The 25,243-nt window shown below is 45.2% G+C and carries 20 protein-coding genes; 18 read left to right on the forward strand and 2 right to left on the reverse strand.

From position 1 onward, the window contains the following. Window positions 1-19 precede the first annotated feature (19 nt). The 5 genes from HMPREF1150_RS07695 (at window position 20) to HMPREF1150_RS07675 (ending at window position 10,099) form a co-directional block, all read left to right on the forward strand. Window positions 20-937: an aspartate carbamoyltransferase catalytic subunit gene (locus HMPREF1150_RS07695; RefSeq protein ID WP_002895276.1), complete on the forward strand. Its 918-nt coding sequence runs from the start codon at window positions 20-22 to the stop codon at window positions 935-937. A gap of 115 nt (window positions 938-1,052) precedes the next feature. Then, on the forward strand, window positions 1,053-2,129 hold the full coding sequence (locus HMPREF1150_RS07690) for a carbamoyl phosphate synthase small subunit (RefSeq protein ID WP_009659482.1): 1,077 nt from the start codon (window positions 1,053-1,055) through the stop codon (window positions 2,127-2,129). Between the two features lie 23 nt (window positions 2,130-2,152). Further along, the gene (gene carB / locus HMPREF1150_RS07685) at window positions 2,153-5,332 is read left to right on the forward strand and encodes a carbamoyl-phosphate synthase large subunit (protein WP_009659517.1); all 3,180 of its coding nucleotides are present in this window, start codon (window positions 2,153-2,155) and stop codon (window positions 5,330-5,332) included. Between the two features lie 282 nt (window positions 5,333-5,614). Next, entirely contained in the window at window positions 5,615-6,544 is a 930-nt protein-coding gene (locus HMPREF1150_RS07680; protein ID WP_009659507.1) for a metal ABC transporter solute-binding protein, Zn/Mn family, read from the forward strand. 9 nt (window positions 6,545-6,553) lie between these two features. Beyond that, window positions 6,554-10,099: a pneumococcal-type histidine triad protein gene (locus HMPREF1150_RS07675; protein ID WP_009659488.1), complete on the forward strand. Its 3,546-nt coding sequence runs from the start codon at window positions 6,554-6,556 to the stop codon at window positions 10,097-10,099. A 335-nt stretch (window positions 10,100-10,434) separates the two neighbouring features. Here HMPREF1150_RS07675 and pepT read toward each other — a convergent pair whose 3' ends face one another. Then, a complete protein-coding gene (gene pepT / locus HMPREF1150_RS07670; protein ID WP_009659518.1) occupies window positions 10,435-11,658 on the reverse strand; it encodes a peptidase T in 1,224 nt (407 codons plus the stop codon). Window positions 11,659-11,796: 138 nt separating this feature from the next. Between pepT and HMPREF1150_RS07665 the strand changes: the two genes are divergently transcribed. The 7 genes from HMPREF1150_RS07665 to HMPREF1150_RS07635 all read left to right on the forward strand — a co-directional run bounded on the left by HMPREF1150_RS07665 (window position 11,797) and on the right by HMPREF1150_RS07635 (window position 18,122). Further along, window positions 11,797-12,567 (forward strand): SDR family oxidoreductase, encoded by a 771-nt coding sequence (locus tag HMPREF1150_RS07665; protein ID WP_009659496.1) that lies wholly within the window; start codon window positions 11,797-11,799, stop codon window positions 12,565-12,567. A 2-nt stretch (window positions 12,568-12,569) separates the two neighbouring features. Beyond that, window positions 12,570-13,712, forward strand: coding sequence for a glycosyltransferase (locus HMPREF1150_RS07660; RefSeq protein ID WP_009659485.1), 1,143 nt, complete (start codon window positions 12,570-12,572; stop codon window positions 13,710-13,712). Beyond that, complete coding sequence (locus HMPREF1150_RS07655) at window positions 13,705-14,352, forward strand: hypothetical protein (RefSeq protein ID WP_009659492.1); 648 nt, start codon at window positions 13,705-13,707, stop codon at window positions 14,350-14,352. Before HMPREF1150_RS07660 ends, HMPREF1150_RS07655 begins: the two co-directional genes overlap by 8 nt. Next, the gene (locus tag HMPREF1150_RS07650) at window positions 14,321-15,604 is read left to right on the forward strand and encodes a glycosyltransferase (RefSeq protein ID WP_009659484.1); all 1,284 of its coding nucleotides are present in this window, start codon (window positions 14,321-14,323) and stop codon (window positions 15,602-15,604) included. Before HMPREF1150_RS07655 ends, HMPREF1150_RS07650 begins: the two co-directional genes overlap by 32 nt. A 195-nt stretch (window positions 15,605-15,799) precedes the next feature. Continuing rightward, entirely contained in the window at window positions 15,800-16,894 is a 1,095-nt protein-coding gene (gene hemH, locus HMPREF1150_RS07645; RefSeq protein WP_009659509.1) for a ferrochelatase, read from the forward strand. Window positions 16,895-16,945: 51 nt separating this feature from the next. Further along, complete coding sequence (locus HMPREF1150_RS07640) at window positions 16,946-17,311, forward strand: TIGR02328 family protein (protein WP_009659510.1); 366 nt, start codon at window positions 16,946-16,948, stop codon at window positions 17,309-17,311. A 235-nt stretch (window positions 17,312-17,546) separates the two neighbouring features. After that, window positions 17,547-18,122: an NADPH-dependent F420 reductase gene (locus HMPREF1150_RS07635; RefSeq protein ID WP_009659490.1), complete on the forward strand. Its 576-nt coding sequence runs from the start codon at window positions 17,547-17,549 to the stop codon at window positions 18,120-18,122. A gap of 83 nt (window positions 18,123-18,205) precedes the next feature. Here HMPREF1150_RS07635 and HMPREF1150_RS07630 read toward each other — a convergent pair whose 3' ends face one another. Continuing rightward, window positions 18,206-19,021: a Cof-type HAD-IIB family hydrolase gene (locus HMPREF1150_RS07630; RefSeq protein ID WP_009659487.1), complete on the reverse strand. Its 816-nt coding sequence runs from the start codon at window positions 19,019-19,021 to the stop codon at window positions 18,206-18,208. Between the two features lie 122 nt (window positions 19,022-19,143). Here HMPREF1150_RS07630 and lepA point away from each other — a divergent pair, with 122 nt between their 5' ends. The 6 genes from lepA (at window position 19,144) to HMPREF1150_RS07600 (ending at window position 25,201) form a co-directional block, all read left to right on the forward strand. After that, the gene (lepA, locus tag HMPREF1150_RS07625) at window positions 19,144-20,967 is read left to right on the forward strand and encodes a translation elongation factor 4 (RefSeq protein ID WP_009659515.1); all 1,824 of its coding nucleotides are present in this window, start codon (window positions 19,144-19,146) and stop codon (window positions 20,965-20,967) included. Between the two features lie 42 nt (window positions 20,968-21,009). After that, complete coding sequence (locus HMPREF1150_RS07620) at window positions 21,010-21,642, forward strand: hypothetical protein (RefSeq protein ID WP_009659505.1); 633 nt, start codon at window positions 21,010-21,012, stop codon at window positions 21,640-21,642. Between the two features lie 327 nt (window positions 21,643-21,969). Further along, complete coding sequence (pnuC, locus tag HMPREF1150_RS07615) at window positions 21,970-22,761, forward strand: nicotinamide riboside transporter PnuC (protein ID WP_009659489.1); 792 nt, start codon at window positions 21,970-21,972, stop codon at window positions 22,759-22,761. 104 nt (window positions 22,762-22,865) lie between these two features. Further along, window positions 22,866-23,510: a hypothetical protein gene (locus HMPREF1150_RS07610; protein WP_083842636.1), complete on the forward strand. Its 645-nt coding sequence runs from the start codon at window positions 22,866-22,868 to the stop codon at window positions 23,508-23,510. Between the two features lie 167 nt (window positions 23,511-23,677). Then, window positions 23,678-24,172, forward strand: a complete 495-nt coding sequence (locus HMPREF1150_RS07605) for a YkgJ family cysteine cluster protein (RefSeq protein ID WP_002900210.1) — start codon at window positions 23,678-23,680, stop codon at window positions 24,170-24,172. Window positions 24,173-24,367: 195 nt separating this feature from the next. Beyond that, complete coding sequence (locus tag HMPREF1150_RS07600) at window positions 24,368-25,201, forward strand: AraC family transcriptional regulator (RefSeq protein ID WP_032905406.1); 834 nt, start codon at window positions 24,368-24,370, stop codon at window positions 25,199-25,201. The last annotated feature ends 42 nt before the right edge of the window (window positions 25,202-25,243 follow it).

The raw sequence follows: 25,243 nt of genomic DNA on the forward strand, positions 1-25,243 counted from the left end.
CATAAAGGAGAATTACATCATGTCATCCAATCAAATCGCTCTTAAGAACCTTGTTTCTATGGAAACTCTGTCAAATGAAGAAGTTATGGCCTTGATTAAACGCGGAATCGAATTTAAAAATGGCGCTAAAGTCCATTATGATGAGCAGCATATCGTGTCTAACCTCTTCTTTGAGCCTTCTACGCGGACCCACAAGGCATTTGAGGTAGCGGAGTTGAAGTTAGGCTGCGATCTTCTGGACTTTGATGTCAAGACCAGCTCGGTCAATAAAGGAGAAACCTTGTATGACACTATCCTGACCATGTCTGCCCTTGGCGTTGATGTTTGTGTCATTCGCCACCCGGAAGTGGATTATTACAAAGAGCTAGTGGAAAGCCCAACCATTACGACTTCTATTGTTAACGGAGGAGACGGTTCTGGTCAGCATCCTAGCCAAAGCTTGCTGGATCTGATGACCATTTATCAAGAGTTTGGTCGCTTTGAAGGCCTCAAGGTTGCGATTGCTGGTGACTTGGACCATTCGCGCGTGGCTAAGTCAAATATGCAGATTCTCAAGCGCTTGGGTGCAGAGCTCTACTTTGCAGGTCCGGAAGAATGGCGTAGCCAAGAGTTTGCAGACTATGGTAAGTTTGTCACTATTGATGAGGTGATTGAAGAAGTGGATGTCATGATGTTCCTGCGCGTGCAGCATGAGCGCCATGACTACGAGTCCATCTTTTCTAAAGAAAATTACCACAGACTGCATGGTCTGACTCAAGAGCGTTATGACCGTATGAAAGATACGGCGATTCTGATGCATCCGGCTCCAGTTAACCGTGATGTAGAAATTGCGGATCATTTGGTCGAAGCACCAAAATCGCGTATCGTTGAACAAATGACCAACGGCGTCTTTGTTAGAATGGCTATTATCGAAGCAGTTCTGAAAGGCCGTCAATAATCTCGGACAGTAGGCCGGGAGTGGGTGAAGCTGTGTGAAGCAATCCCACTCCCTATTATTATATATCTTATGTGGATGGTCGTGGGGGCGTCTGCATCTTGGACAGGAGGGAACAATGGCAAAGAGACTTTTAATATTAGAAAATGGCATGATTTTCGAAGGGGAAGCTTTTGGAGCGGATCTTTTTGTGACAGGCGAAATCGTCTTTAACACAGGCATGACAGGTTATCAGGAATCGATTACGGACCAGTCTTATAACGGCCAGATTCTGACCTTTACCTATCCCTTGGTTGGAAATTATGGTGTTAATCGGGACGACTATGAATCCATTCTGCCGACCTGCAAGGGAGTGGTGGTCTATGAGTATGCACGTCGTGCAAGCAATTGGCGCCAGCAATTGTCTTTGGATGAGTTCCTCAAAATCAAGAAGATACCAGGCATTTCGGGAATTGATACAAGGGCACTAACCAAGATTATCCGCCAGCATGGAACCATGCGGGCAACCATTGCCAATGCGGATGATAGTATTGAGCATTTGCAAGACCAGCTGCAGGCGACAGTTCTGCCAACTGATAACATCAAGCAGGTGTCTACCAAGCAGTCCTATCCAGCTCCGGGAACGGGTCGCAGTGTGGTATTGGTTGACTTTGGTCTGAAACATTCTATCCTGCGGGAGTTAGCCAAGCGTAACTGCAGTGTGACAGTAGTACCTTATGATACCAGTGCTGAGCAAATTCTCCAGCTCAATCCTGACGGCGTCATGCTGTCCAATGGACCGGGAAATCCGGAAGATGTGCCGGAGGCTCTGGACATGATTCGTGGTGTTCAGGGCAAAATTCCAATTTTCGGAATCTGTATGGGGCATCAGCTCTTCTCCATGGCTAACGGTGCCAAGACGCATAAGATGAAGTTCGGCCACCGTGGCTTCAACCATGCGGTACGTGAGATTGCGACAGGCCGAGTTGACTTTACCAGTCAAAATCATGGCTATGCAGTCAGTCGTGAGGATTTGCCGGAATGCCTGATTGTGACCCATGAAGAAATCAATGATAAGTCTGTCGAAGGTGTGCGCCATCGGGATTATCCTGCCTTTTCTGTGCAGTTCCACCCAGATGCTGCGCCGGGACCGCATGATGCAGACTATCTCTTTGATGAGTTTATGGAAATGATGGATGCCCATCAGGCTTACTAGGAAGCAAGATTGAGAGGTGCACTATGCCAAAACGTAAAGATATTCAGAAAATTATGGTCATCGGTTCTGGTCCTATCGTTATCGGTCAGGCTGCGGAGTTTGACTATGCAGGAACCCAGGCTTGCCTGTCCTTGAAAGAAGAGGGCTACAGTGTTGTCTTGGTTAATTCTAACCCAGCGACCATCATGACGGACAAGGAAATTGCGGATCGGGTTTATATCGAGCCTATCACGCTGGAGTTTGTTGCGCGGATTTTGCGTAAGGAGCGGCCAGATGCTCTTTTGCCTACTCTGGGCGGCCAGACTGGACTCAATATGGCCATGGAATTATCCAAGTCAGGGCTTTTAGAAGAGCTGGGAGTGGAACTCTTAGGGACCAAGTTATCGGCCATTGACCAAGCGGAAGACCGGGATCTCTTCAAGCAGCTGATGGAAGAACTTGGCCAGCCCATCCCTGAGTCAGAAATTGTCAATACTGTGGATGAAGCGCTTGAATTCGCGGCTGGCATCGGCTATCCAGTCATTGTCCGTCCTGCGTTTACACTGGGAGGAACTGGCGGCGGTATCTGTAGCAATGAGGAAGAGCTGCAGGAAATCGCAGAAAACGGCCTCAAACTCTCTCCGGTTACCCAGTGTCTGATCGAGCGTTCTATAGCGGGCTTTAAGGAAATCGAATACGAAGTTATGCGAGATGGTGCCGACAATGCGCTGGTCGTATGTAATATGGAAAACTTTGATCCAGTCGGCATCCACACAGGTGATTCTATCGTTTTTGCACCTAGTCAGACCATCTCAGACTATGAATACCAGATGCTGCGGGACGCCAGTCTCAAGATTATCCGAGCGCTGAAGATTGAGGGCGGCTGTAATGTGCAGCTGGCTCTGGATCCGCATAGCTTTAAGTACTATGTCATTGAAGTCAATCCACGGGTTTCCCGCTCGTCAGCCTTAGCCTCTAAGGCGACTGGTTATCCGATTGCCAAGCTGGCGGCGAAGATTGCAGTCGGACTTACATTGGATGAAATCATCAATCCGGTGACAGGTTCTACCTATGCTATGTTTGAGCCAGCTCTGGACTATGTGGTAGCTAAAATTCCACGCTTTCCATTTGATAAATTTGAGCAGGGTGAGCGCCGTCTGGGAACCCAGATGAAGGCGACAGGCGAAGTCATGGCTATCGGCCGCAATATTGAGGAGAGTCTGCTCAAGGCCTGCCGTTCTTTGGAAGTTGGTGTGGACCACAACGAGCTGCCTGCTCTCAGGCAAGTAAGCGATGACGAGCTGATGAGGAAGATTGTCAAGGCGCAAGACGACCGGATTTTCTATATCTCAGAGGCTATTCGCCGTGGTTACAGTCCTGATGAAATTGCTGAACTGACCAAGATTGATGTCTTTTTCCTGGATAAGCTGCTCCATATTTACGAAATCGAGCAGGAACTGGCCAGTCATATCGGAGATAGCTATGTGCTTAAGAAAGCCAAGCAAAATGGCTTTGCGGATACTAAGATTGCTGCCTTGTGGGGTATGACAGCTGAGCAGGTGCGTCGCATCCGGCAGGAGCAGAAGATTGTGCCGGTTTACAAGATGGTCGATACCTGTGCTGCTGAGTTCGAGTCCGCGACGCCTTATTTCTACTCTACCTATGGCTTTGAAAATGAATCTGTCAAATCCAGCAAGGAATCTGTTCTGGTGCTGGGTTCTGGTCCTATCCGAATTGGGCAGGGAGTGGAGTTTGACTATGCGACTGTTCATTCTGTAAAGGCCATTCAGGCAGCTGGTTATGAAGCAATTATCATGAACAGCAATCCGGAGACTGTATCGACTGACTTTTCTGTCTCTGACAAGCTCTACTTTGAGCCGCTGACCTTTGAAGATGTCATGAATGTCATTGAGCTGGAGCAGCCTAAAGGGGTTATCGTTCAGTTTGGTGGGCAGACAGCCATTAATCTCGCAGAGCCACTGTCCAAGGCTGGTGTTAAGATTTTAGGTACCCAAGTAGCGGACTTGGATCGGGCTGAGGATCGGGATCTCTTTGAGCAAGCTCTGAAAGAACTGGATATTCCGCAACCGCTGGGTCAGACGGCTACTAATGAAGAGGAGGCAGTAGAGGCCGCTCGTAAGATTGGCTTCCCTGTTCTGGTTCGGCCTTCCTATGTCTTGGGTGGCCGTGCCATGGAAATCGTAGAAAACGAAGCGGATCTACGCTCTTATATGCGGACAGCGGTTAAGGCAAGTCCAGACCATCCGGTTTTGGTCGATTCTTACATTGTCGGGGATGAGTGCGAAGTGGATGCCATTTCTGATGGTCGTCATGTCTTGATTTCTGGGATTATGGAGCATATCGAGCGGGCAGGAGTTCACTCAGGAGATTCCATGGCGGCCTATCCGCCACAAACCCTATCGCAGAAAGTTAAGGATACCATTGCAGACTATACCAAGCGTTTGGCTCTGGGACTCAACTGTATCGGTATGATGAATATTCAGTTCGTCATCAAAGATGAGCAGGTCTATGTCATTGAGGTCAATCCACGGGCCAGCCGGACTGTTCCTTTCTTGTCCAAGGTGACTGATATTCCGATGGCGCAAGTAGCGACTCGTTTGATTCTTGGGGAAAGCTTGGCGGAGCTGGGCTATGAAGACGGTCTTCATCCAGAAAGTTCCATGGTTCATATCAAGGCGCCAGTCTTCTCCTTTACCAAGCTGGCGAAGGTTGACAGTCTTTTGGGACCTGAAATGAAGTCTACCGGCGAAGTCATGGGCAGCGACCGCACACTCGAGAAAGCTCTCTACAAGGCTTTTGAGGCTTCCTATCTCCATCTGCCAAACTTTGGAAATATCGTCTTTACTATTGCAGGCGATAGCAAGAAAGAAGCCTTGCAGCTGGCTCAACGTTTTGCCAATATTGGCTATGGTATCTGGGCAACCGAGGGAACAGCCTCTTATTTTGAAAATCATGGTCTACACGTCCGTCTGGTGGAAAAAATCGGCAGTGATGATGACAAAGACATTCCAGCCTATATCCGCAAGGGTAAGGTTCAGGCTATTATCAACACAGTCGGAACCAAGCGGACAGCAGATAAGCATGGCCAAATTATCCGCAGCTCAGCTATTGAGCATGGAGTACCACTCTTCACAGCCTTGGACACAGCTGATGCCATGCTGAAGGTGCTGGAAAGCCGTAGTTTCACTACAGAGGCGATATAGAGCAAGATTTTTGTGTTCCAGATTGTCGTTTGACGGTATCCAAATCGGAAAAGTAATCTCATACAGTTAAGCTTGAGAGAAGCATCTGTCCAAGCTTATTCTGTCCTTGAATAGTCATAATAAATAACCTTTAAAATATATTAAATTAAAAGCAAAGTGGAAGTGGGAATGAATCCTACTTCCTTTTTTCTTTATTTTCTTAAAAAACTTGACAAAGAAGTTGACAAAGTGTATGATATTAACCAGTTAATAAACCGGTTAATAATAAGTTAAGGAGATATTATGAAACGCGCTTTAAAATTCTCAGCTTGCCTTAGCCTGCTGGCCCTGGCCTTGTGTCTCTGGGCTTGTCAGTCTCAAAAGGAATCCAGTCCCTCGCAAGGATTGAGGATTGTAACCAGCTTTTATCCTATCTACTCTATGGTCAAGGCTATATCGGGCGATCTGAATGATGTGCGCATGATTCAGTCTAGCAGCGGCATTCATGATTTTGAGCCTTCAGCCAATGATGTGGCAGCCATCTATGATGCAGATGTCTTTGTTTATCATTCACGGACCTTGGAGTCTTGGGCTGGCGAGCTGAATCCTAGTCTCAAGAATTCCAAGGTTCAAGTCCTTGAGGCTTCCCAGGGAATGGAGCTGGATCGAGTCGCTGGCTTGGAAGATGTCCAAGCAGGAGAGGGAGTGGATGAGAAGACGCTCTATGACCCTCATACCTGGTTGGATCCTCAGAAGGCTGCGGAGGAGGCCCAGATTATCGCTGACAGGCTGTCGGAGCTGGATAGTGACCATCGGGATACTTATCAGGCCAATGCCCGAAAATTTCAAGAAGAGGCCAAGGAGCTGACAGAACGCTATCAGGATATTTTTGATAAAGTGCCCAACAAGACTTTTGTCACCCAGCATACAGCCTTTTCTTATCTAGCCAAGCGCTTCGGGCTGACCCAGTTGGGCATTGCTGGTATTTCACCAGAGCAGGAGCCTAGTCCGCGCCAGCTGACAGAGATAGAAGACTTTGTCAAGGAGCACAAGGTGAAGACCATTTTTGTGGAAAGCAATGCTTCTTCCAAAGTGCCTCAAACCTTGGTCAAGGCGACCGGTGTACAAATCAAGGAGCTGAATCCTCTGGAAGCAGACCCAGCCAACCAACTATCTTATTTGGAAAATTTAGAAAAGAATCTAGCTGTTTTAGCTAAAGATTTGAAAGGATAAAAGACAACCATGAAAAAGAAATATTTCCTTGTTTCAGCAGCTGTATTAGCTCTCGGCGTCGGAACTTATGGGCTTATCCAATGGCAAGCTCAACCTCGAACTCAGACCAAAGATAACAAAGTAGCCTATATTGAGGACAAGACTTCGGGTGACAAGACGGATAAAAATTTGACATCTGACCAAATCAATGATGAGGAAGGTATTGAAGCAGAGCAAATCGTCGTGAAAATCACAGATCAGGGCTATGTCACTTCCCATGGAGACCATTATCATTACTTTGATGGAAAGGTGCCTTTTGATGCCATTATCAGCGAAGAGTTGATTATCCGAGATCCTAACTACACGCTGCAGCAAGCAGATATTGTTAATGAGGTCAAGGATGGTTATATCATTAAGGTGGAGGGGAAGTATTATCTCTACCTCAAGGATGCAAAACATACCAGCAATGTCCGCTCGGTAGATGAGATTGCTCGGCAGAAGAAGCTGCATAAGACCAAGGAAGAAGGCGATAGTGGCAAATCTTCCGCAACAAAATCAAGCAAGACTCGCGATTTCAGCCAGCCCAGCAAGTCCCTCGCTGCGGGAAAGACGGCAGCAGACCTTGCAGGAGTTTCTTACCAAGGCCAAGGGGGATATAGGACGGATGATGGTTATACGTTTAGTCCGTCTGATATCATCGAAGATACTGGCGATGCTTTTATCGTGCCACATGGCGGGCATTTTCACTACATTCCTAAGAGCGACCTGTCACCAGCAGAATTGGCTGCGGCTCAGAGCTACTGGAATAGCAGGCAGGCCGGCGGACGGGTGAATCCGCCTAACTACGGTAGGCCGATAGTATCTTCTAACACATGGAATCAAAATAGTGCTGGCAATCAGGGTGGATCAGTCTCAAATCCGTCTCCACAGCTACCAAATCATTCAAAGATTGAGCAGTCAAGTCCGGGCTTAGTGGTTACTCAGCCGAATCCGTCTAATCCGCTTCAGCCGTCTCAATCATCTCAGCCATCCTTGCCAAGTCTGCTGCAGCAACTCTATGCCCTGCCTCAGTCTCAGCGTTATCATGAAGGGGACGGCGTGGTGTTTGACCCGCTGAAAATCAGCCGTCGGACAGACAAAGGGGTCGTTATACCCCACGGAGACCACCATCATTTCATTCCTTATGACAAGCTGTCAGACTTGGAAGCGAAGATTGCCCGCTTGATTCCTATTGGCTATACTTACGAGCCGCTAGGCAATCCACTGCAAGCTTTGAAGCCTCAGCTACCGTCAAAGCCTGAGCACGACCATGGTTTTCATGCGGAGGCTGTTATTGGCAAGGACGACCAAGGCTATATGGTATCGCATGGAGACCATGCTCATTATTTTTACAAGAAAGACTTGACTGCTGAACAGATTCAAGCAGCTGAGAAGGTCTTGGCCAAGCAGCAACCAGTAAAACCGTCAGCAGCAGTCAATGACGCTGAACGCTATTCACGCGATGCCAGCGATGAGGAAAAGATTGCTTATATCTGCCAAACCTATGGCGTTCCCAAGGAAGCGGTTCGCATCTCAAATGGCTTCTTTGTCTTTAATAACCCTGACCAAGCCTATGATCCGACTCATATCCACCCCTATGCTGTCCGCAAGGAGCATGTTCGCATTCCTTTAGTAACGGGCAATGCAGAGCTGGACTTCATGAATGAGCTCTACACAACAGCCTTGCGCTCAGGTCTTTCGCCTTACAGTCTGCAGGTAGAGGATGGTCAATTTGTGATTCCTCATGGCGACCATAACCACTATATCAAGATCCAGTCCAAGGGCGCAGCAGAAGCCTTGAAAAATCGTCTGCCTCAGATTCAATCTAAGTATGAGCAGGGCGATTATGATGAGGCTGCTGTTTTGCAAAAAGTAGAAAGCCTAAAAGCGGACAGTCAGCGTCTCTATGCCGATGATCCTCTTATGCAGCGGCGGATTGAGCTGGCTTTGGGGCAGTTTGTGGAAACCATGAAGAAGCTGCCTAGCAACTCAACAGCTGGCTATCTGAGCAGTCTGGATAACTTTGATAAGCAGTTTATCCATGTGGATCAGACGGTCAAGCCAATCCAAGAGACCGAGCTAGACAAGACCTATCAAGGGCTTTTGGAGAGAATGAACCGACTTGACACAGATAGCTATGGGCTGAAGAAAGCTGACTTGCTGCAGCGTCTGCAAAATGCTTATGCCGGCCAGAATCAAGCTGAAATGGCAGAGCTAGGACAATTACTATCAGCTTTAGAAGATTATCATGATCGGACAGGCGTCACAGCGGTTGATTATATTCGCTATTTCTACCAAGCATTAGAGGATGGGCGCTTGAGCCCTGAGCTGCGCAGAAAAGCAGCTGGGCTGACCTTGACTCTCTATAAGTCTCAAGCTTTTATAGAAGCGACCAATCTCCAGCAGCTTTTCCCCGCCCTCTATCAGACTAAGAAAGAGATTGCATCGGCCCTTGCTAGCGGTCAGCCTTCTCCGTCCTCTGAAAAGACAGAGTTGGATCAGGGAGAGCCCGATCAGCCAACCTATAAGGCCATGATTTATGACTTTTTGAAGGGTATTTATGATGATTTTGGCACCTCGAATGAGAGTGAGAAGAGTGCTCAAGCCCTTGTCTTCCTTGGAAAAGCTCAGGAACTGCTTGGAGAAGTAAAGGACCAAAACAGCCGGGCAGACTATGCAGCTAGAATCTTGGAATTAGGTAAGGAGTTAAAGAGCAGCAGCTCAGATAAGCAAGCTCTGCTGGCAGCCAGTCAGAAGCTTTTGGATCAGATGAGCCGGACCATTGCCGGACAAAAGGAAGAGCCAACTAATGCGGAAAATCAAGAAGTTTATCAACAGCTTTATAATCTGCTCATGTCTATTCATCAGTATTTGGAAAAGAATCAAGGAAGTGAGCAGCAATACCAGCAGCTAGACCAGCTTTTTGATAAGCTTGGACAGAGAGCTACTGACAAGAAAGAGCTGCTCAAGGAAATCTTGGCCTTCCAGCAGTCACTCGTCCATCCTGAGGGGGCAAGCGACTCTGATTCTCAGCATAGGGACGATGATGGCTATCATTTTAATCTTCAGGATATGGTCGGAGCGGATGAGCAAGGCTATCGGGTAGCCCATCTGGATCACGAGCATTATATCTACAAGAAGGACTTGTCAGAAGCTGAACGTCAAGCAGCAGATGCCCATGCGGTGCAAAAAGGCTTCCTGAAAGCACAGGCTGAACAGCCTACTTCTGGTCAGCCAGCAAGCAGCAGTGCTCCAGAAACTGCGCAAACTGGCAATCTACCTTCCGAATCTGCCACTAGAGAAGCAGCTCAAAACCAATCTGATAAGCCGGCAGAAGCTTCGACAACTGCAAATCCAGCTGTGCAATCAAGCTTAGCAGCGAGTTTTGGCATGACAGAGGAAGCATTCAACCAGAAATTGGAGGAGCTTTCTCAGCTCTACGGTGTCAGCCCAGAGGCTTTCAGCTATAATCCAGCAACCAGAAGCATCAGCTTTACAGGAGCTGACGGCCAGCTGAAAACTGTTCAGATTAGCTAAGCTTACATTTTGATGTAAAACAAGAATAAAACGAATGATGAAGACCAAGCCAAGTCTAATACCATCATTCGTTTTTGATTTTCACAAGCCTATACTTATTTGATTGATATTGTGTTAAAATAAACAGAGAAAATAATAAGGATTGGCAAGGTATGCTTATTATTGGAATGATTTGACCGTTGCTTGGAGAGGAATATTAAAATGAGATTATTCAATTATACATTTGAAGAAAGTCAATGTTTAGGAGTAAAGTGTTTAAATTATCCGAATATATTATTCTCTACAAATCACAAAAAACCACAGAAATTCCTCGTGAACTTCTGTGGTTTCTTTTTTTACTCTTGATAGGAAACAATGCCGATGATGGTATCAACAGCGCGTTCCATGGTTTCTAGGCTGACATATTCGAAGCGGCCGTGCATGTTTTCGCCGCCGGCAAAGAGGTTGGGAGTCGGGATGCCCATAAAGGAAATTTTAGAGCCATCAGTTCCGCCACGGATAGGCTCGATAATAGGCTGGATGTCCAGACTTTCCATGACTGCTTTGGCGATATGGATAGGTGTCATGTCCTTTTCAATGACCTGCTTCATGTTGTAATACTGGTCCTTGAGAGTCAGGATAACGCGCTCGCTGCCTAGCTCTTGGTTCATCTTGTCAGCAATAGCCTGCATAGCAGCTTTGCGATTTTCAAAAGCCTCTGTCTCAAAGTCACGGACAATGTAGCTTGCTTGAGCTTCTTCGACAGTCCCGGTCAGGTTCATCAGGTGGTAGAAGCCTTGGTAGCCCTCAGTCTTCTCTGGTCGGTCGGCTTCTGGCAGTTGGTTGTGAAAGTCAATAGCCAATTGCAGAGCATTGACCATCTGATCTTTAGCAGTTCCCGGATGGACATTGCGGCCTTGGAAGGTCAGTTCTGCTCCAGCGGCGCTAAAGGTTTCGTACTGGAGTTCTCCTAGAGGGCCGCCATCTACTGTGTAGGCAAAGTCTACATCAAAGTCTTCTGCGTCAAACTTATCAGCACCGATACCGATTTCTTCATCTGGACCGAAGCCAACTCGGATTTCTCCGTGCTTGATTTCTGGATGGGCAGACAGGTATTCGATAGCCGTCATGATTTCAGCAATACCTGACTTATCGTCTGCTCCCAAAAGAGTGGTTCCATCAGTCGTAATTAAGGTTTGGCCCTTGTATTTATGGAGACTGGCGAAGTCCGCAGGATCTAAGTTAAAGCCAGACTGGCCAAGCGGAATCACACCGCCATCATAATTCTCGATGACCTGCGGCTGGATGTTTTCCGCGTTGAAATCCGCCGTATCCATGTGGGAAATAAAGCCAATCTTGCGGGTAAAGCTAGGGTCGTTGGCTGGCAGAGTCCCAATTGCAAATCCGTTGGGCAGGTAGTAGACATTTTCCAAGCCAACCCGCTTCATCTCAGGGATGAGGACATTTTTGGCAAAGTCCACCTGACTCAGGGTGCTGGGTGTAGTAGTAGATGTCTCGTCTGAGCGCGTGTTGACCTTGACATACGTCAGGAAACGATCTAAAAGTTTAGGATATTTCATAAATGCTCCTTTTTCATTTCATTTAAGTCTATTTTAGCATATTCAGGAGAGAGTGAGAAATGTTTTTCATCTCTTGTAGACAAAGGCAAAATCTAGCAATTAGTTTTATATCTTGTCAAAATCTGGTAAACTATATCTATGCAAATGGAAAAAACAATCAGCAAAGCTGTGATTTTGGGGGCTTCGGGAGGTATAGGTCGTCAGTTGGCTAGAGAACTGGCTCAAAGGACAGACCAGCTGGTCTTGGTTGGCAGAGATGAAGCTAAGCTCACTCAGTTGCAAGAGGACTTGTCTGGAGTTAGAGCTAAGCTTTCCTGCAGAGTTTTGGATTTGCTGGATGCGGCTGCTGTGGACGATTTTGCTCAGCAGCTAGAGGCAGATCTACTGATTAATTGCTGCGGTGTGGCGAATTTTGGTCCAGCGCTATCTCTTTCAGAAGCTGATGAAGCTGCCCTCTGGCAGGTCAATTACCAAGCACCGATTCGTCTGATCAAGCAAGTTGCGGAGCGTAATTGCAAGGTAAGGCTTGTCCAGCTTTCATCACTAGCGGCACTTTGTCCCCATCCTTATCTGGCAGCTTACAGCGCCAGTAAGGCCGCTTTGCAGACTTACTGTCTAGCCTTGCAAGAAGAGCTGCGCCTCAAAGGCTCTGAAATGAGAGTTTGTCTTTATATACTGGGACCGGTTCGGACTGCCATCTTTCCTCCAGAGTTACAGAATGCTTTAGGTGGAAGTCAGTTGCAAATGAGCCCGGAGATAGCAGCACGACGCATCACCGGACTGCTCCAGCAAGGCCGTTCCTATGCTATAGTGGGCAAGAGATATCGACTACTGGCTTGGCTCATGAAGTTACTTCCACAAAGATGGATTATCCGTTTGATTGGCGCTTATCTACGAAAGGGGCTTTAATCATGAAACTTATTTTTTTCCTGCTGACTGCTGCTTACCTGCTTCTCTTTGTCTTGCGTTGGCTCTTGTCTTTGACTTATTTGAAAAAAGGGCAGAGCTCTTCATCAGACTTTCAAGAGGAGCTTTATACGGTGGTCCAGCCCATCCTATCTGGTGACCCTCGTTTGGAAAATGACTTGCTAGCCAATCTCCAACAGACTGAAGCAGTTGAGTTTTACTGGCTAATTGATCAGTCTGACCCAGAGGCGCAGCGAGTGGCTGACAAGATTTGTCAAAATCCTTCTTATGCTCAGCGCATTCGCGTTTTTCTCATGGAGGATGTCCCACAGGGGATTAATCCTAAGAGTTATAAGATTGAGCAGATTATAGATGAGCTGACCCGGCCATATCTGATTGTTCTCGACGACGACAGTGTCATTGATTTTTCAAAAATGGGAGAATTGACAGATTATTTGGGTGAGAATATTATTTTGACCGGCATTCCCTATAATCAGGAGCGAAGTAATTTCTGGTCTAAGCTAGTGGCAGCTTTTGTCAATGGAAATTCTTTCATTACCTACTTTACCATGGCAGAAGTCAAAGCTAACTACTCGATTAATGGAATGTTTTACATTCTGCCACTTGAACTGGCTAGGGAGCAGAAGCTCTTCAGTGCCATTAAAGACTATCTATGTGATGATTTGGCTGTAGCTGATTTTCTGCGCAGCAAGGGAGTGGAGATTATCCAGACGCGGGTGACCTGCAATGTCCGGACTACCATCAAGGATGCCAAGCAATATTTGCTGCAGATGAAGCGTTGGCTGCTTTTTAGCTCTATCTATCTGAAGGAGCACTTGGACTGGAAGGTTATTATTTTAATTACTCTGCCTAGTTTTCTGCCCCTTCCTGCCTTGCTCATTGCTTTCTTTCTTGGCTGGCCTTTTGTGCTGCTGGCTTTGCTTTTACTCTTGGTCAAGGCGGTTTGGATGCTGGCTTATCGTCGTCTTATCCTAACTGCTCGGCCGTATCCTGATGAAGTGTTCTACGAGGTGCTGAATGATCTAGTCTTGCCTTGGCTTTTCCTCTATGTCTTACTTAGTCCGCCCTTGATTAACTGGCGGGGAAGGAAGATTCGAGTGACGGATGGGAAAATCCGCTATGAGTAAGATGAAGCAGTACTTGGATAAGTTGGAGGCACTGTCGCCAGACCAAACCATGTTGAAATCCAGCAAAGTCTTGCTTTTTCTAAGTGGCAGCAGTCATTTGGAGAGCGCTAGTCTAACTGCAGGACAGCTTGAGTTTCTTGAGCAGATTTGTCCACCGGATTTCTCAGTGGTGGCTAGCAATTTTCCGTTTAACCAGGTATTTGAGCATGAGCGACAAACCCAAGTTACCTTGTTGACAGCATCCATTTCCAATATCCGTTACTATTGGCATACTCTCTGCAATCTTCGCTTTCAGGAGGCTTTACAGCATCACTTGTCTCCTTTACTGGATGCTGAGGAGGCTGTCATTATCTGCAAAAGCTCGGGACTCAATATGCTGACCCAGTGGCTAGAGGGCTTGGGTGAGGAAAATCTGCCGTACAGACTGAGAGTGATTGCGCTGGGGCCTGTTTCACGGAGGATCCTAAATCGCAAGGATATTGACTTGCTGGTCATCAAGGGCAGGAAGGATATTTACAGCAGATTTTTAGATGGCCATCCAGCTGATGTGATGGTGGATAGCAACCATTTTGATTATGAATACAGGGAAGATGTGAAAGGATTAGTTTATGACTGGATTAGAAAAAGTGATAAAGATTGATGTGATTAGTGTGCCATTTAGTGGGCATTTGCTGCCTACTTTGACCTTAGTCAAGCCTCTGCTAGCGGATCCACGTTTTCAGATTCGGGTTATCACTGGCTGCCAAAAGAAAGAGTTAGTAGAGGAAATCGGTTTTGACTGTCTGGCTCTCTTTCCAGAAAGACCGACAGTGATGGAGGACATCGCCAACACCCCGCAACAAAGCAATCCCCTGATTACCTATCAGCAGTTTCGGGCCAATTCTAGACTAATTCCAGAAGTTATAGACGAATTAAATCGAATTTGGAAAGAGGGCGGCAAACCGGATTTGGTCATAGCGGACTTTGTTGCTTCGCCAGCGAGCCTGATTTCTGATCGCTTTGGCATTCCCTGGATAACAACGATTCCGAGTCCGGTTGCTATTGAGTGCCGGACGACAACTCCGACCTATTTGGGAGGATGGAAACCTCATCAGGGTGTCTTGTACAAATTCAGAGATGCCTTAGGCAGGCAAGCTATTCGTTGTGGAAAGAAAATGGCCTTTGCTTTAGTCCGGAAGAGTTTGGGAGACTATCAAGATTTTAAACTCTATCGGGAAGATGGTACAGAAGCTATTTATTCGCCATACTCTATCTTGGCTTTGGGCATGAAAGAGCTGGAGTTTCGAGATGATTTTCCTAAGCAGCTTCGCTGGGTTGGTTACAAATGCCTGTCCTTTGATCGCCTGCCTGCAGCTCATGAGTCTTATTTTGAGACCGAAAAGAAGCGGGTTTTAGTGACTTGCGGTACGCATTTGAAATGGGAGAAGGAGCGTATGGTGGAGCGGGCGAAAAAGCTAAGCCAACTCTACCCAGATTATCTCTTTTATGTCACCTTAGGTGAAGCTAGTGGCTTGGGAAATGCTCCGAAGAGACTTGCTGAAAACCTGCTGCTCTTTGATTATCTGCCCTATACAGATATTTTGGACAAGATAGATTTTGCCATTCACCACGCAGGGACGGGTATCATGATGGCCTGTATTGAGTACGAGATTCCCAGTCTCATTTTGCCGCAGGATTATGACCAGTTTGACAATGCCGTTCGTGCTGAGCTGGCTCAGGTGGGGTTGGTTTCTCGCAGAAAGAATGATGCAGAAGTGCTGCGGCTTTTTAAAGAATTGACGAATCGCGCGGACTGGTCTCAGTTGAAAACCCTTGCCCAGCAAAGCAAAGAATATCAGCCTACAGAGATTCTCTATCAGGAGCTGGGGTGCCTGCTCAATATTGATTTATAACTGGAGAATTCAACAAACTATTAAAGTATGTCTCCAACATTAAAATATCTGAATTATTAAATTTCCCTATTCTTTTCAAGGAATAGATTTTTTGGTCTATTCAAGTCTTTTTTAAGATGTTAAAATGAAAGTGATTACAAACAAGTCATTGGAAAGTCTTCTTGGCTTTCTCGGAGTGACAGAAGAGGAAAGATGATGAAGAAAGCAATTCTAATGATGACTTTTGGCTCGCCAGAGGAGATTAGCTTTGAGGGAGTGGCTGAATTTTTCACCAATATTCGCCGCGGTGTCAGGCCGCAAGACCATGAGATTCAGACCCTCTATGATAACTATGTCCTCATCGGTGGAACGCCTCTGCAGCGTATTAGTCTAGAAGAGGTGGAAAAGGTCCGTCAGGGTTTGTCTGGTGAGTATGCGGTTTATTTTGCCAATAAATTCTCACGTCCTTTTATCCCAGACGTGATCGAGCAGATGGAAGAGGATGGTATTGAGGAATGTATCTGTTTAATCCTAGAGCCTCATTTTTCTTACTATTCTGTCATGGGTTATGAGAAGTTTATCCAGAGTGACTCCATCCGCTTTAATATCATTAAGGAATGGTATCAGGAAGAAGCTATTCTTGGTTATTGGGCAGAGGAACTGAGAAAGATTCTTAGAGAAGAGGTTGGAGAAGAGACCTTCAAGATTTTCTTTTCAGCCCACAGTGTGCCTATTCTGGCCTTGGATTTCGGAGATCCTTACATTGATCAGATTTATGACAATGCCCGTTTGATTGCTGACAGGTTGGGTTTGACAGAGGAGGATTATCTCAATGTTTGGCAGAGTGAGAGTGACATTGGGCTCCCTTGGATCAAACCTGATGTACTGGACTACATGCGCCGGCAAGAAACACATCCGCAGCATTATATTTTTGTGCCGATTAGCTTTATCAGTGAGCATATAGAGGTTCTTTTTGACAATGACGTGGAGTGCAAGGAACTTTGCGAAGATTTGGGTGTTGCCTATCATAGACCGCCTATGCCCAATGCAGATGACCGTCTAATTGATGCCCTGATTCAAAGTATCCGCCGCCATGAGCATGAACCCTTCAAAGAATGTTTTCCAGAAGAAGAAACCTTCGATGAATTACAGCCATCGGAGGAGAGCAGCCAGATTCTTGCAGAGGATGCAGAGCTGAAAATGCCAGATTTCGTCAAGAAGCTAATTGAGAAAAAGGGGCGTGAGAATGTTAAGATGCCGTATTTTGTCAAGAAAATGCTAGAGAAAGCAGGAAAGCTGCCCAAGAGTTGATTGTTCATATTCGTTGATGACTTTATAAGATTATTCTAGAAGGAGAATACCGTGAGACTTTGGCACCAAGATTTGATTGAAAAACTTCCGCGCCAGCAGCTTTTAGGCCAGCACCGAGAGTGTGCAGCCTTACGTGGACGAGGTTGGGGCAAGCCGCATGCGACGGTCAACTATGTTTTTGAGCACAGTCCTTATTGCCTCTATTCTTATCACCTGCTGATTATGGAGGAGATGCAACGACGGGGCTATCAGCCGGACACCCTTTGGCTGGATAAGGACTACCGTGGCAAGACTTGTCCACCTTACCAGCAGTTGCCAGCTGAGGAGCTCGAACATCCCATTTATCCTGAGCATGACGCAGCCTATCTGCAAGAATGCTTGGAAAATCTTAAGGAGAAAGGAATAGATATTGCCTGATTTCCAAGTGCCAAGACGGCATAGTATTAAGGTTATAGAACAACAAAAAGGAAGATATAGTGTTCTTCCTTTTTTATATGTTTTTTGTGATAAAATATCAGTGACTTTTAGGAACTCGAAATTTTTTAAAATTTCCAAGTTGTAATCATTGACATTACAATTCCATGTATTATAACTTTAGATGTAACAAAGAATATTACAACAAAAGTTTGTAACTTAAAAGGAGGAATATAATATGGCAAACATTACAATTTTTGGACAAGGAAATATGGGACAAGCAATCGCAAGTGTATTCACTTCAGGTGGACATGAAGTTGATTTTGTAGGTAAAGAAGGTCTTACAAAACGTGCGGGTGATATTGTTGTATTGGCTGTTCCATACGCCGCAATTGCAAGCATTCTTGAAGCTAATAAAGCATCGCTCGCTGGAAAAATCTTAGTAGATATTTCTAACCCTGTAAACTTTGAGAATATGGATGAATTGCTTACACCGGCTTGGAGTTCAGCAGCAGAAGAAATTGCTAAGTTAATTCCTGAAGCTCGTGTGGTCAAAGCTTTTAACACAAATTTTGCGGCGACAATTGCTTCGAAACAAGTCGCTGGTAAAGAAAAAACAACTGTTCAATTGGCATCGGATGACCAAGAAGCAAAGAAAATTCTTGCTGGATATATCCAAGAAGGTGGCTTAGATACGATTGATGCGGGTGGCCTCAAACGTGCCCGTGAATTAGAGGCAATGGGTTTCTTGCAAATAACACTTGCCGTACGTGAGAAAATCAACTGGACGGCTGGTTTTGCTGTTATTAAATAAAGAAAAAAATCAGCCTCAAAGCAGGCTAATTCTTAGACTGAAAACAAAATCCTCAGAAGTTTCACTTCTGGGGATTTATACTTTTACGAATTCAAAATATACTTCTCGATAGCTGTAGCGACCCCATTTTCCTCGCAGCTGTCTGTGACGGCATTGGCTAGGCTTTTGACATAGTCAGAAGCATTGCCCATAGCTACACCGAGACCTGCATATTCCAGCATCTCGATGTCATTGTTGGCATCACCGATTGCCATGATTTCCTGAGGATTGATGTCTAATTGTTTAGCTAATCGCTCTAGGGCAAAGGCTTTGGTTACACCAGACGGCATGGCCTCGTAAATGACCGGCTGAGAGCGAACACCACTGAAACGCTGGCAGATTTCTTGGCCAAAGTCAGCTTCAAAAGCATCTACTTGCTCTTGGCTGCCTAAAAACATAGCTTGAAACATTCTATGTTGACCGCTGCAAGCCTCTTCCAGACTAATCTCGGTTGGAGTGGTGAAGACTAAGCTAGCGTCATTCACAACATAGGAACTGGCTTTTTCTCCGACGACGAAATAATGCTCTTCATCAAAGAGAGTCAGCTGGACAGGGCTATTTTCAGACAGGTTGTAGAGATAACGAATATCCTGACCGCTCAGCTCTTGCCAGTCTACCAGACTCCAGTCGCTGGTCTGGTGTGTAGCGCAGCCATTGTCCACGATGACATATTCGTTTTCTTGTGTAAGGCCCAGCTTGTCATAATAGGGCTTGACGCCAACCAAGGGACGACCTGTGCAAAGAACCAATTTGACTCTTTTTTCAATAGCTTGGTGCAGAGCTTCAATGTTAGCCTGGGGAATTTCTTTTTTGCTGTTGAGCAAGGTGCCGTCCATATCAAGTGCAAGAATTTTAATCATAAAGTGTCTCCAAAATTATTCTGTGATAAGTATAGCATAATTTACAGAGAAAGTCCGAGTCTATAGGAAAAATCACTGGTCTTGTGTTATAATAAATAGAATACCCTAAAAGGATGAGAAAAATGAATTTAGAAGATTTGAAAAAACGTCAGGAGAAAATCCGCAATTTCTCCATCATTGCCCACATCGACCACGGGAAATCAACCTTGGCCGACCGGATTTTGGAGGCGACGGAGACGGTTTCCAGCCGGGAAATGCAGGCCCAACTCTTAGACAGCATGGACTTGGAACGTGAGCGCGGTATCACCATTAAGCTCAATGCTATCGAGCTCAATTATACTGCTAAGGACGGCGAAACCTATATCTTCCACTTGATTGACACGCCAGGACACGTAGACTTTACTTATGAGGTATCGCGGTCGCTGGCGGCCTGTGAAGGGGCGATTCTGGTCGTGGATGCGGCTCAGGGAATTGAAGCTCAGACCTTGGCGAATGTCTATCTAGCGCTGGACAATGACTTGGAAATCCTGCCTGTTATCAATAAGATTGACCTGCCAGCTGCGGATCCAGAGCGGGTGCGGGCAGAGATTGAAGATGTGATTGGACTGGATGCTAGCGAAGCCGTATTGGCTTCTGCCAAGGCTGGCATCGGAATTGAGGAAATTTTAGAGCAGATTGTGGAAAAAGTTCCAGCTCCGACTGGAAATGTAGAAGCACCGCTCAAGGCCTTGATTTTTGACTCAGTCTACGATGCCTATCGTGGGGTAATCCTGCAGGTGCGGGTGATGGACGGCGTGGTCAAGCCGGGAGATACCATTCAGCTCATGAGCAATGGCAAGACCTTTGATGTAACAGAGGTTGGCATTTTTACTCCCAAGGCCATTGGCCGCGATTTCCTAGCGACAGGGGATGTTGGCTATATCGCAGCCTCTATCAAGACGGTGCAGGATACTCGGGTCGGAGATACAGTGACCTTGGCGGATAATCCAGCCGCAGAACCTCTGCACGGCTACAAGCAGATGAACCCGATGGTTTTTGCTGGTCTCTATCCTATCGAGTCCAATAAATACAATGACCTGCGTGAGGCGCTTGAAAAGCTCCAGTTAAACGATGCCAGTCTGCAGTTTGAGCCAGAAACATCTCAAGCATTAGGATTTGGATTCCGCTGTGGTTTCTTAGGCTTGCTGCACATGGATGTCATTCAGGAGCGTTTAGAGCGGGAGTTTAATATTGATCTGATTATGACGGCACCATCCGTTATCTATAAGGTCAATATGACGGATGGTGCTTCAATTGATGTGTCCAATCCGAGCGAGTTTCCGGATCCGACCAAGATTGATTCCATTGAGGAGCCTTATGTCAAGGCGCAGATTATGGTGCCCCAGGAATTTGTCGGAGCGGTGATGGAGTTGGCTCAGCGTAAGCGCGGTGACTTTGTGACCATGGATTACATCGATGATAATCGGGTCAATGTCATCTATCAGATCCCACTTGCTGAAATCGTCTTTGACTTCTTTGACAAGCTCAAGTCCTCTACTCGTGGCTATGCTAGCTTTGACTATGAAATCTCTGAGTATCGCTCGTCCAAGCTGGTGAAGATGGATATTCTCCTTAATGGCGACAAGGTTGATGCTCTTAGCTTTATCGTTCACAAGGAATTTGCCTATGAGCGTGGTAAGCTGATTGTAGACAAGCTCAAGAAAATCATTCCTCGTCAGCAGTTTGAAGTACCCATTCAGGCAGCCATCGGACAGAAAATCGTGGCTCGTACAGACATCAAGGCCTTGCGTAAAAATGTTTTGGCCAAGTGTTATGGTGGTGACGTTTCCCGGAAGCGCAAACTCCTAGAAAAACAAAAAGCCGGTAAAAAACGGATGAAAGCTATCGGCTCTGTCGAAGTCCCACAAGAAGCCTTCCTCAGTGTCCTGAGTATGGATGAGGAATAAAACCTTATATCTCTAGGTAATATATCCCAAAAGGAGAAAAACATGAAACAATCGTATCTGCTTGGAGCAGTTCTAGTATTAACTTCACTTACTCTTGTATCGTGTGCCAAGTCTGGACAAAAGCCTGATCAATCTAGTTCTTCAACCAGTTCCAGTGCACAAGTGAAAAAGAATTCTTCAAATTCTTCTTCTAAAAGAAGCAAGAACAAAACCAATCAAGAAACAAAACGTGTTGGTTCTCCAGAGTTTGGTTATATCGATATCCCAAGTAAATGGATTAAATTTTTTGATGCAGAGGTTGAGGGGCTTATCCAATATACCGACGGTTCTGCTTATAATATCATTACCATGAATGCTGTTTCTAAGGCAGAAGCTGAAGTAGCAGATGGTGAGACTTTCAATGCAGAAACAATTGCTCAACATGTAGCCTATAATTGGAGTCAAAAAGATAATATTGAGAAGATGTGGGGCTCTAAAAGTACTGTCTCAGGAATAGAAGCCTTTCAAATAAACATCATTCTGAAATCAGGACAACTTGCTAATACATTGGTTTTCCAAAAAGATGACAAAGTCTATATACTATCCTTTGAAGGCGACGAAGAAACTCTTGATGATTTCATTACAAACATGAAAGATACTTGGAGTCTTGATAGCAAAGGAGCAGTCAGCGAATAATAGTTTAAAAAAACAAGAGGCCTATTTATTAAGTCTCTTGTTTTTTCAGTGTAGAAGCTAATTATGTTTCACAAAAAAGATTGTATCTAATCAAAAAGTTCGACCACTACCAAATCCAAGCAAAAAGACTTACAAAAATCTGTAGGTCTTTTCTTGAAATCCGAACGTTAAGAAATCTTTTTTGGATTTTACTTGACATTTTCTGAAATAGGGATATGATAAAATGTGAATATTACATAAGAGAAATCTTGTGCGTGTTCAAAAATAATAGAGCGTTGCATCCGTAAGTCAATTTGACACGGCTCTTAAAAAACAAAAGGAGAAAGAATGAATACTTATATCCAAAAGAAAATCGCAAACATGAAGCTGACGCTTTCTGAAATGTCTGGTGGCTATAAACGAATGGTAACTAGTATGAAGAAGCTCGGCTTTTCTGGTACCTTGAAGCATATCTGGGACGATTTGTTTGCTCATCGTAGCTTAGGTCAATGGGTTTATCTCTTGATTCTAGGGAGTTTTCCGCTCTGGCTGGAGCTGATATATGAACATCGTATCGTGGATTGGACAGGGATGATTTGCAGTCTGACTGGAATTATCTGTGTAATTTTTGTTTCTGAAGGACGGGCTAGCAATTACCTCTTTGGTTTGATTAATTCTGTGATTTACTTAATTTTGGCTTTGCAGAAAGGCTTCTATGGCGAGGTCCTGACGACTCTTTACTTTACAATCATGCAGCCAATTGGACTCTTGGTGTGGATTTACCAAGGTCAGTTCAAAAAAGAAAAGCAAGAGTTTGTTGCTCGTAAGCTAGATGCTAAAGGATGGACAAAGTATCTATCGCTTAGTGTGCTTTGGTGGTTGGTCTTTGGCTTGATTTATCAGTCTGTTGGTGCCAATCGTCCTTATCGTGATTCAATCACGGATGCGACAAATGGAGTAGGGCAAATCCTGATGACGGCTGTTTATCGCGAACAGTGGATTTTCTGGGCAGCGACCAATATTTTTTCTATCTACCTCTGGTGGGGTGAAAGTCTTCAAATTCAAGGGAAATATTTGATCTATTTAATCAACAGTTTGGTCGGATGGTACCAGTGGAATAAGGCTGCTAAAAAAGCATAGTCCTATAAACGGAACATTAATCGGACGTGACAATGTATCTCTTTCCTTTCGTACTAAAAATATGGTAAACTAGTATTAGTAAAATTTATTAGATTTAGGAAGGAATGACCATGAAAAAGAAGTACTTTCTGCTCTCCCTGACTATCTTAGCTGGTCTCTCTCTGTCTTCTTGTAGCCTTATTAAGAGCTATAGCAGTCGGAAACCATCTGATTCTTCCAGTCGGGTTTCCCTTAGAGATGACAGCGATACAAGTAGTAGCAGTCGTAGAGACAAAGATTCGTCAAAGACTACTGGTACGCAGCGGGTTGGCTCTGATGATTATGGCTATATTAGTATTCCTGATAATTGGATTAAGTTTACAGATGTAGATGGTGGCGACAGTGTCCAGTATACGGATGGAAGTGGCTATAACATTGTAACGATGAACGCTTATACAAAAGAAAAAGCTAACATCGGAGAAGGTGAAGAATTCAACGCTGAAACCATTGCCCAACGGATTGCCTACCACTGGAAGGATAATAAGGAAGTCGATGATTTTTGGGGTGCAAAGAGTACTGTAGCTGGAAATGAGGCCTTTCAGATTAATGTTGTTTTAAAATCCACTCAAAACCTAACGGTTTGGGTCTTCAAACAAGGCGATAAGGTCTATATGATGTCCTTTGAAGGCGATGAAGATACTCTGTATGAGTTTATCCCCTATATCGAAGAAACTTGGAGCGTCAGCAAGGACGGTGGAAAAAGCATTTAGCCTCAGCATGTGATGATTGCTCTCTAAGTTCATAAAAAGCAAATCTGGGACTTGTTCTCAGATTTTTTTGTGAGGTGGAATATGTCATATTTTTGGGGTTTGACAACATTTAAGAGGGCCCATTTTATGATATAATAAAAACAATTTGAATACAGAAAGAAAAATATATGACTCAAGAAATCGACCTTGAAAAGTACCATCAGCTAGCCCTGCAAAAGCAGAAAGAGCACCGAAAATTTTTAGCCGGTCTCAAGAAAAAGCCACCAAAAAACCTCGATAAGATTGCCCAGCAAATCCATGATGAGGTCTTTGAAGAGATTGACTGTACAGCCTGCGCCAATTGCTGTAAAACTCTGGGGCCAGACTTTAAGGAAGCCGACATTGTCCGCATTGCCAAGTATTTCAAGATGAAGCTACCGGCTTTTGAAGAGGAATTTCTGCAGGTGGACGAAGACGGTGACAAGGTTTTCAAGGCCATGCCTTGTCCTTTTTTAGGTGGAGACAATCTCTGCTCAATCTACGATGTCCGTCCCAAGGCTTGCAGAGAATTTCCCCACACAGACCGCAAGAAGATTCATCAGATTAATCATCTGACAATCAAAAATACCCTGACCTGTCCAGCGGCTTATCTATTTGTAGAGAAGCTGAGGGATAGGTTGTAAAATCCCCTCTAAATCTTGTACAAAAATTCTAGGGCGGAAGTATCTTATATCTGTTAGACTATAGTTAGAATTGAACATGGTCTAAAAGCTGTGTGAAAAAGATGAAATTTTCTCGGAGCAGGAGCCCCTCCGTCAATTTTCCAAATTTCACTTTGCTTTTAACGGCCTTAGTATTTTTTGTGAGGTGAAAAGAATATGATGCATCAATTCAATCGAACCATGGAATATCTAGAAAGCAAGTTGGACGCAGAAGTGGACTTGCAGCGATTTCAACAGTTATCGGGCTATTCTTATGCTCTCTTTAGCAGGCTCTTTTCCATCCTAGCAGATATGACTTTAGCAGAATATTTGCGCAATCGGAGGCTGTCAGAAGCAGTGACAGACTTGCGGAAAAGCTCTGAGAAAGTCATTGATATAGCACTGAAATACGGCTATGAGTCTGCGGATGCCTTTAGCGCAGCCTTCAAGAAATTCCATGGTGCGACCCCCTCAGAAGTTCGAAATGGAAAACCTTATCGGGTCTTTCCTAGACTTCAATTATCCTTAAAGATTACAGGAGGAAAGAACATGGATATCAAGATTCAAAAGAAACCTGCATTTACCGTGGCAGGCGTCCTATTGGAAGCTATTGACAATAGCCAGTGCCCGTCTGCCTGGGAGCAGCTCTATGCCAATCACAGCTTTGAAAGCCTGGAAAGTCTGGGCAGTGGCCAATCTTTTGGCGTCTGCTCGGATGTCAAAGAAGGCGAAATCATCAACTATATGGCAGCTTATGATGTGGCGGATAAAGCGAAAGCAGAAGAACTAGGTCTGTCAATCAAAGAAATAGCAGAAGCTGAATATGCCATCGTACCAGTCAAGGGGGCTATACCAGCCAGCATCCACCATGCTTGGAAATATGTCTTGGAAGTCTTTTTCCCAGAAACAGGATATCGCCACTCAGGAGCACCAGATTTTGAAGTCTACAGCGAGGGTAATATGTCCTCGCCAGACTATCAAATGGAACTCTGGATACCAGTGGTGAAATAAAATGGTGATTGCAAGTCATTTTTTAGGCGTTGATTACAGAGG

This window comes from Streptococcus sp. AS14 (assembly GCF_000286495.1).
GTDB lineage: Bacteria > Bacillota > Bacilli > Lactobacillales > Streptococcaceae > Streptococcus > Streptococcus sanguinis_P.

Coding starts and splice junctions, on each gene's coding strand:
- HMPREF1150_RS07675 (WP_009659488.1), top strand. CDS start 6,554: ATGAAAAAGAAATATTTCCTTGTTTCAGCAGCTGTATTAGCTCTCGGC.
- HMPREF1150_RS07695 (WP_002895276.1), top strand. CDS start 20: ATGTCATCCAATCAAATCGCTCTTAAGAACCTTGTTTCTATGGAAACT.
- HMPREF1150_RS07605 (WP_002900210.1), top strand. CDS start 23,678: ATGACTCAAGAAATCGACCTTGAAAAGTACCATCAGCTAGCCCTGCAA.
- HMPREF1150_RS07630 (WP_009659487.1), bottom strand. CDS start 19,021: ATGATTAAAATTCTTGCACTTGATATGGACGGCACCTTGCTCAACAGC.
- HMPREF1150_RS07635 (WP_009659490.1), top strand. CDS start 17,547: ATGGCAAACATTACAATTTTTGGACAAGGAAATATGGGACAAGCAATC.
- HMPREF1150_RS07680 (WP_009659507.1), top strand. CDS start 5,615: ATGAAACGCGCTTTAAAATTCTCAGCTTGCCTTAGCCTGCTGGCCCTG.
- HMPREF1150_RS07600 (WP_032905406.1), top strand. CDS start 24,368: ATGATGCATCAATTCAATCGAACCATGGAATATCTAGAAAGCAAGTTG.
- HMPREF1150_RS07610 (WP_083842636.1), top strand. CDS start 22,866: ATGACCATGAAAAAGAAGTACTTTCTGCTCTCCCTGACTATCTTAGCT.
- HMPREF1150_RS07650 (WP_009659484.1), top strand. CDS start 14,321: ATGACTGGATTAGAAAAAGTGATAAAGATTGATGTGATTAGTGTGCCA.
- HMPREF1150_RS07620 (WP_009659505.1), top strand. CDS start 21,010: ATGAAACAATCGTATCTGCTTGGAGCAGTTCTAGTATTAACTTCACTT.
- hemH (WP_009659509.1), top strand. CDS start 15,800: ATGAAGAAAGCAATTCTAATGATGACTTTTGGCTCGCCAGAGGAGATT.
- carB (WP_009659517.1), top strand. CDS start 2,153: ATGCCAAAACGTAAAGATATTCAGAAAATTATGGTCATCGGTTCTGGT.
- HMPREF1150_RS07655 (WP_009659492.1), top strand. CDS start 13,705: ATGAGTAAGATGAAGCAGTACTTGGATAAGTTGGAGGCACTGTCGCCA.
- HMPREF1150_RS07665 (WP_009659496.1), top strand. CDS start 11,797: ATGCAAATGGAAAAAACAATCAGCAAAGCTGTGATTTTGGGGGCTTCG.
- pnuC (WP_009659489.1), top strand. CDS start 21,970: ATGAATACTTATATCCAAAAGAAAATCGCAAACATGAAGCTGACGCTT.
- HMPREF1150_RS07660 (WP_009659485.1), top strand. CDS start 12,570: ATGAAACTTATTTTTTTCCTGCTGACTGCTGCTTACCTGCTTCTCTTT.
- pepT (WP_009659518.1), bottom strand. CDS start 11,658: ATGAAATATCCTAAACTTTTAGATCGTTTCCTGACGTATGTCAAGGTC.
- HMPREF1150_RS07690 (WP_009659482.1), top strand. CDS start 1,053: ATGGCAAAGAGACTTTTAATATTAGAAAATGGCATGATTTTCGAAGGG.
- lepA (WP_009659515.1), top strand. CDS start 19,144: ATGAATTTAGAAGATTTGAAAAAACGTCAGGAGAAAATCCGCAATTTC.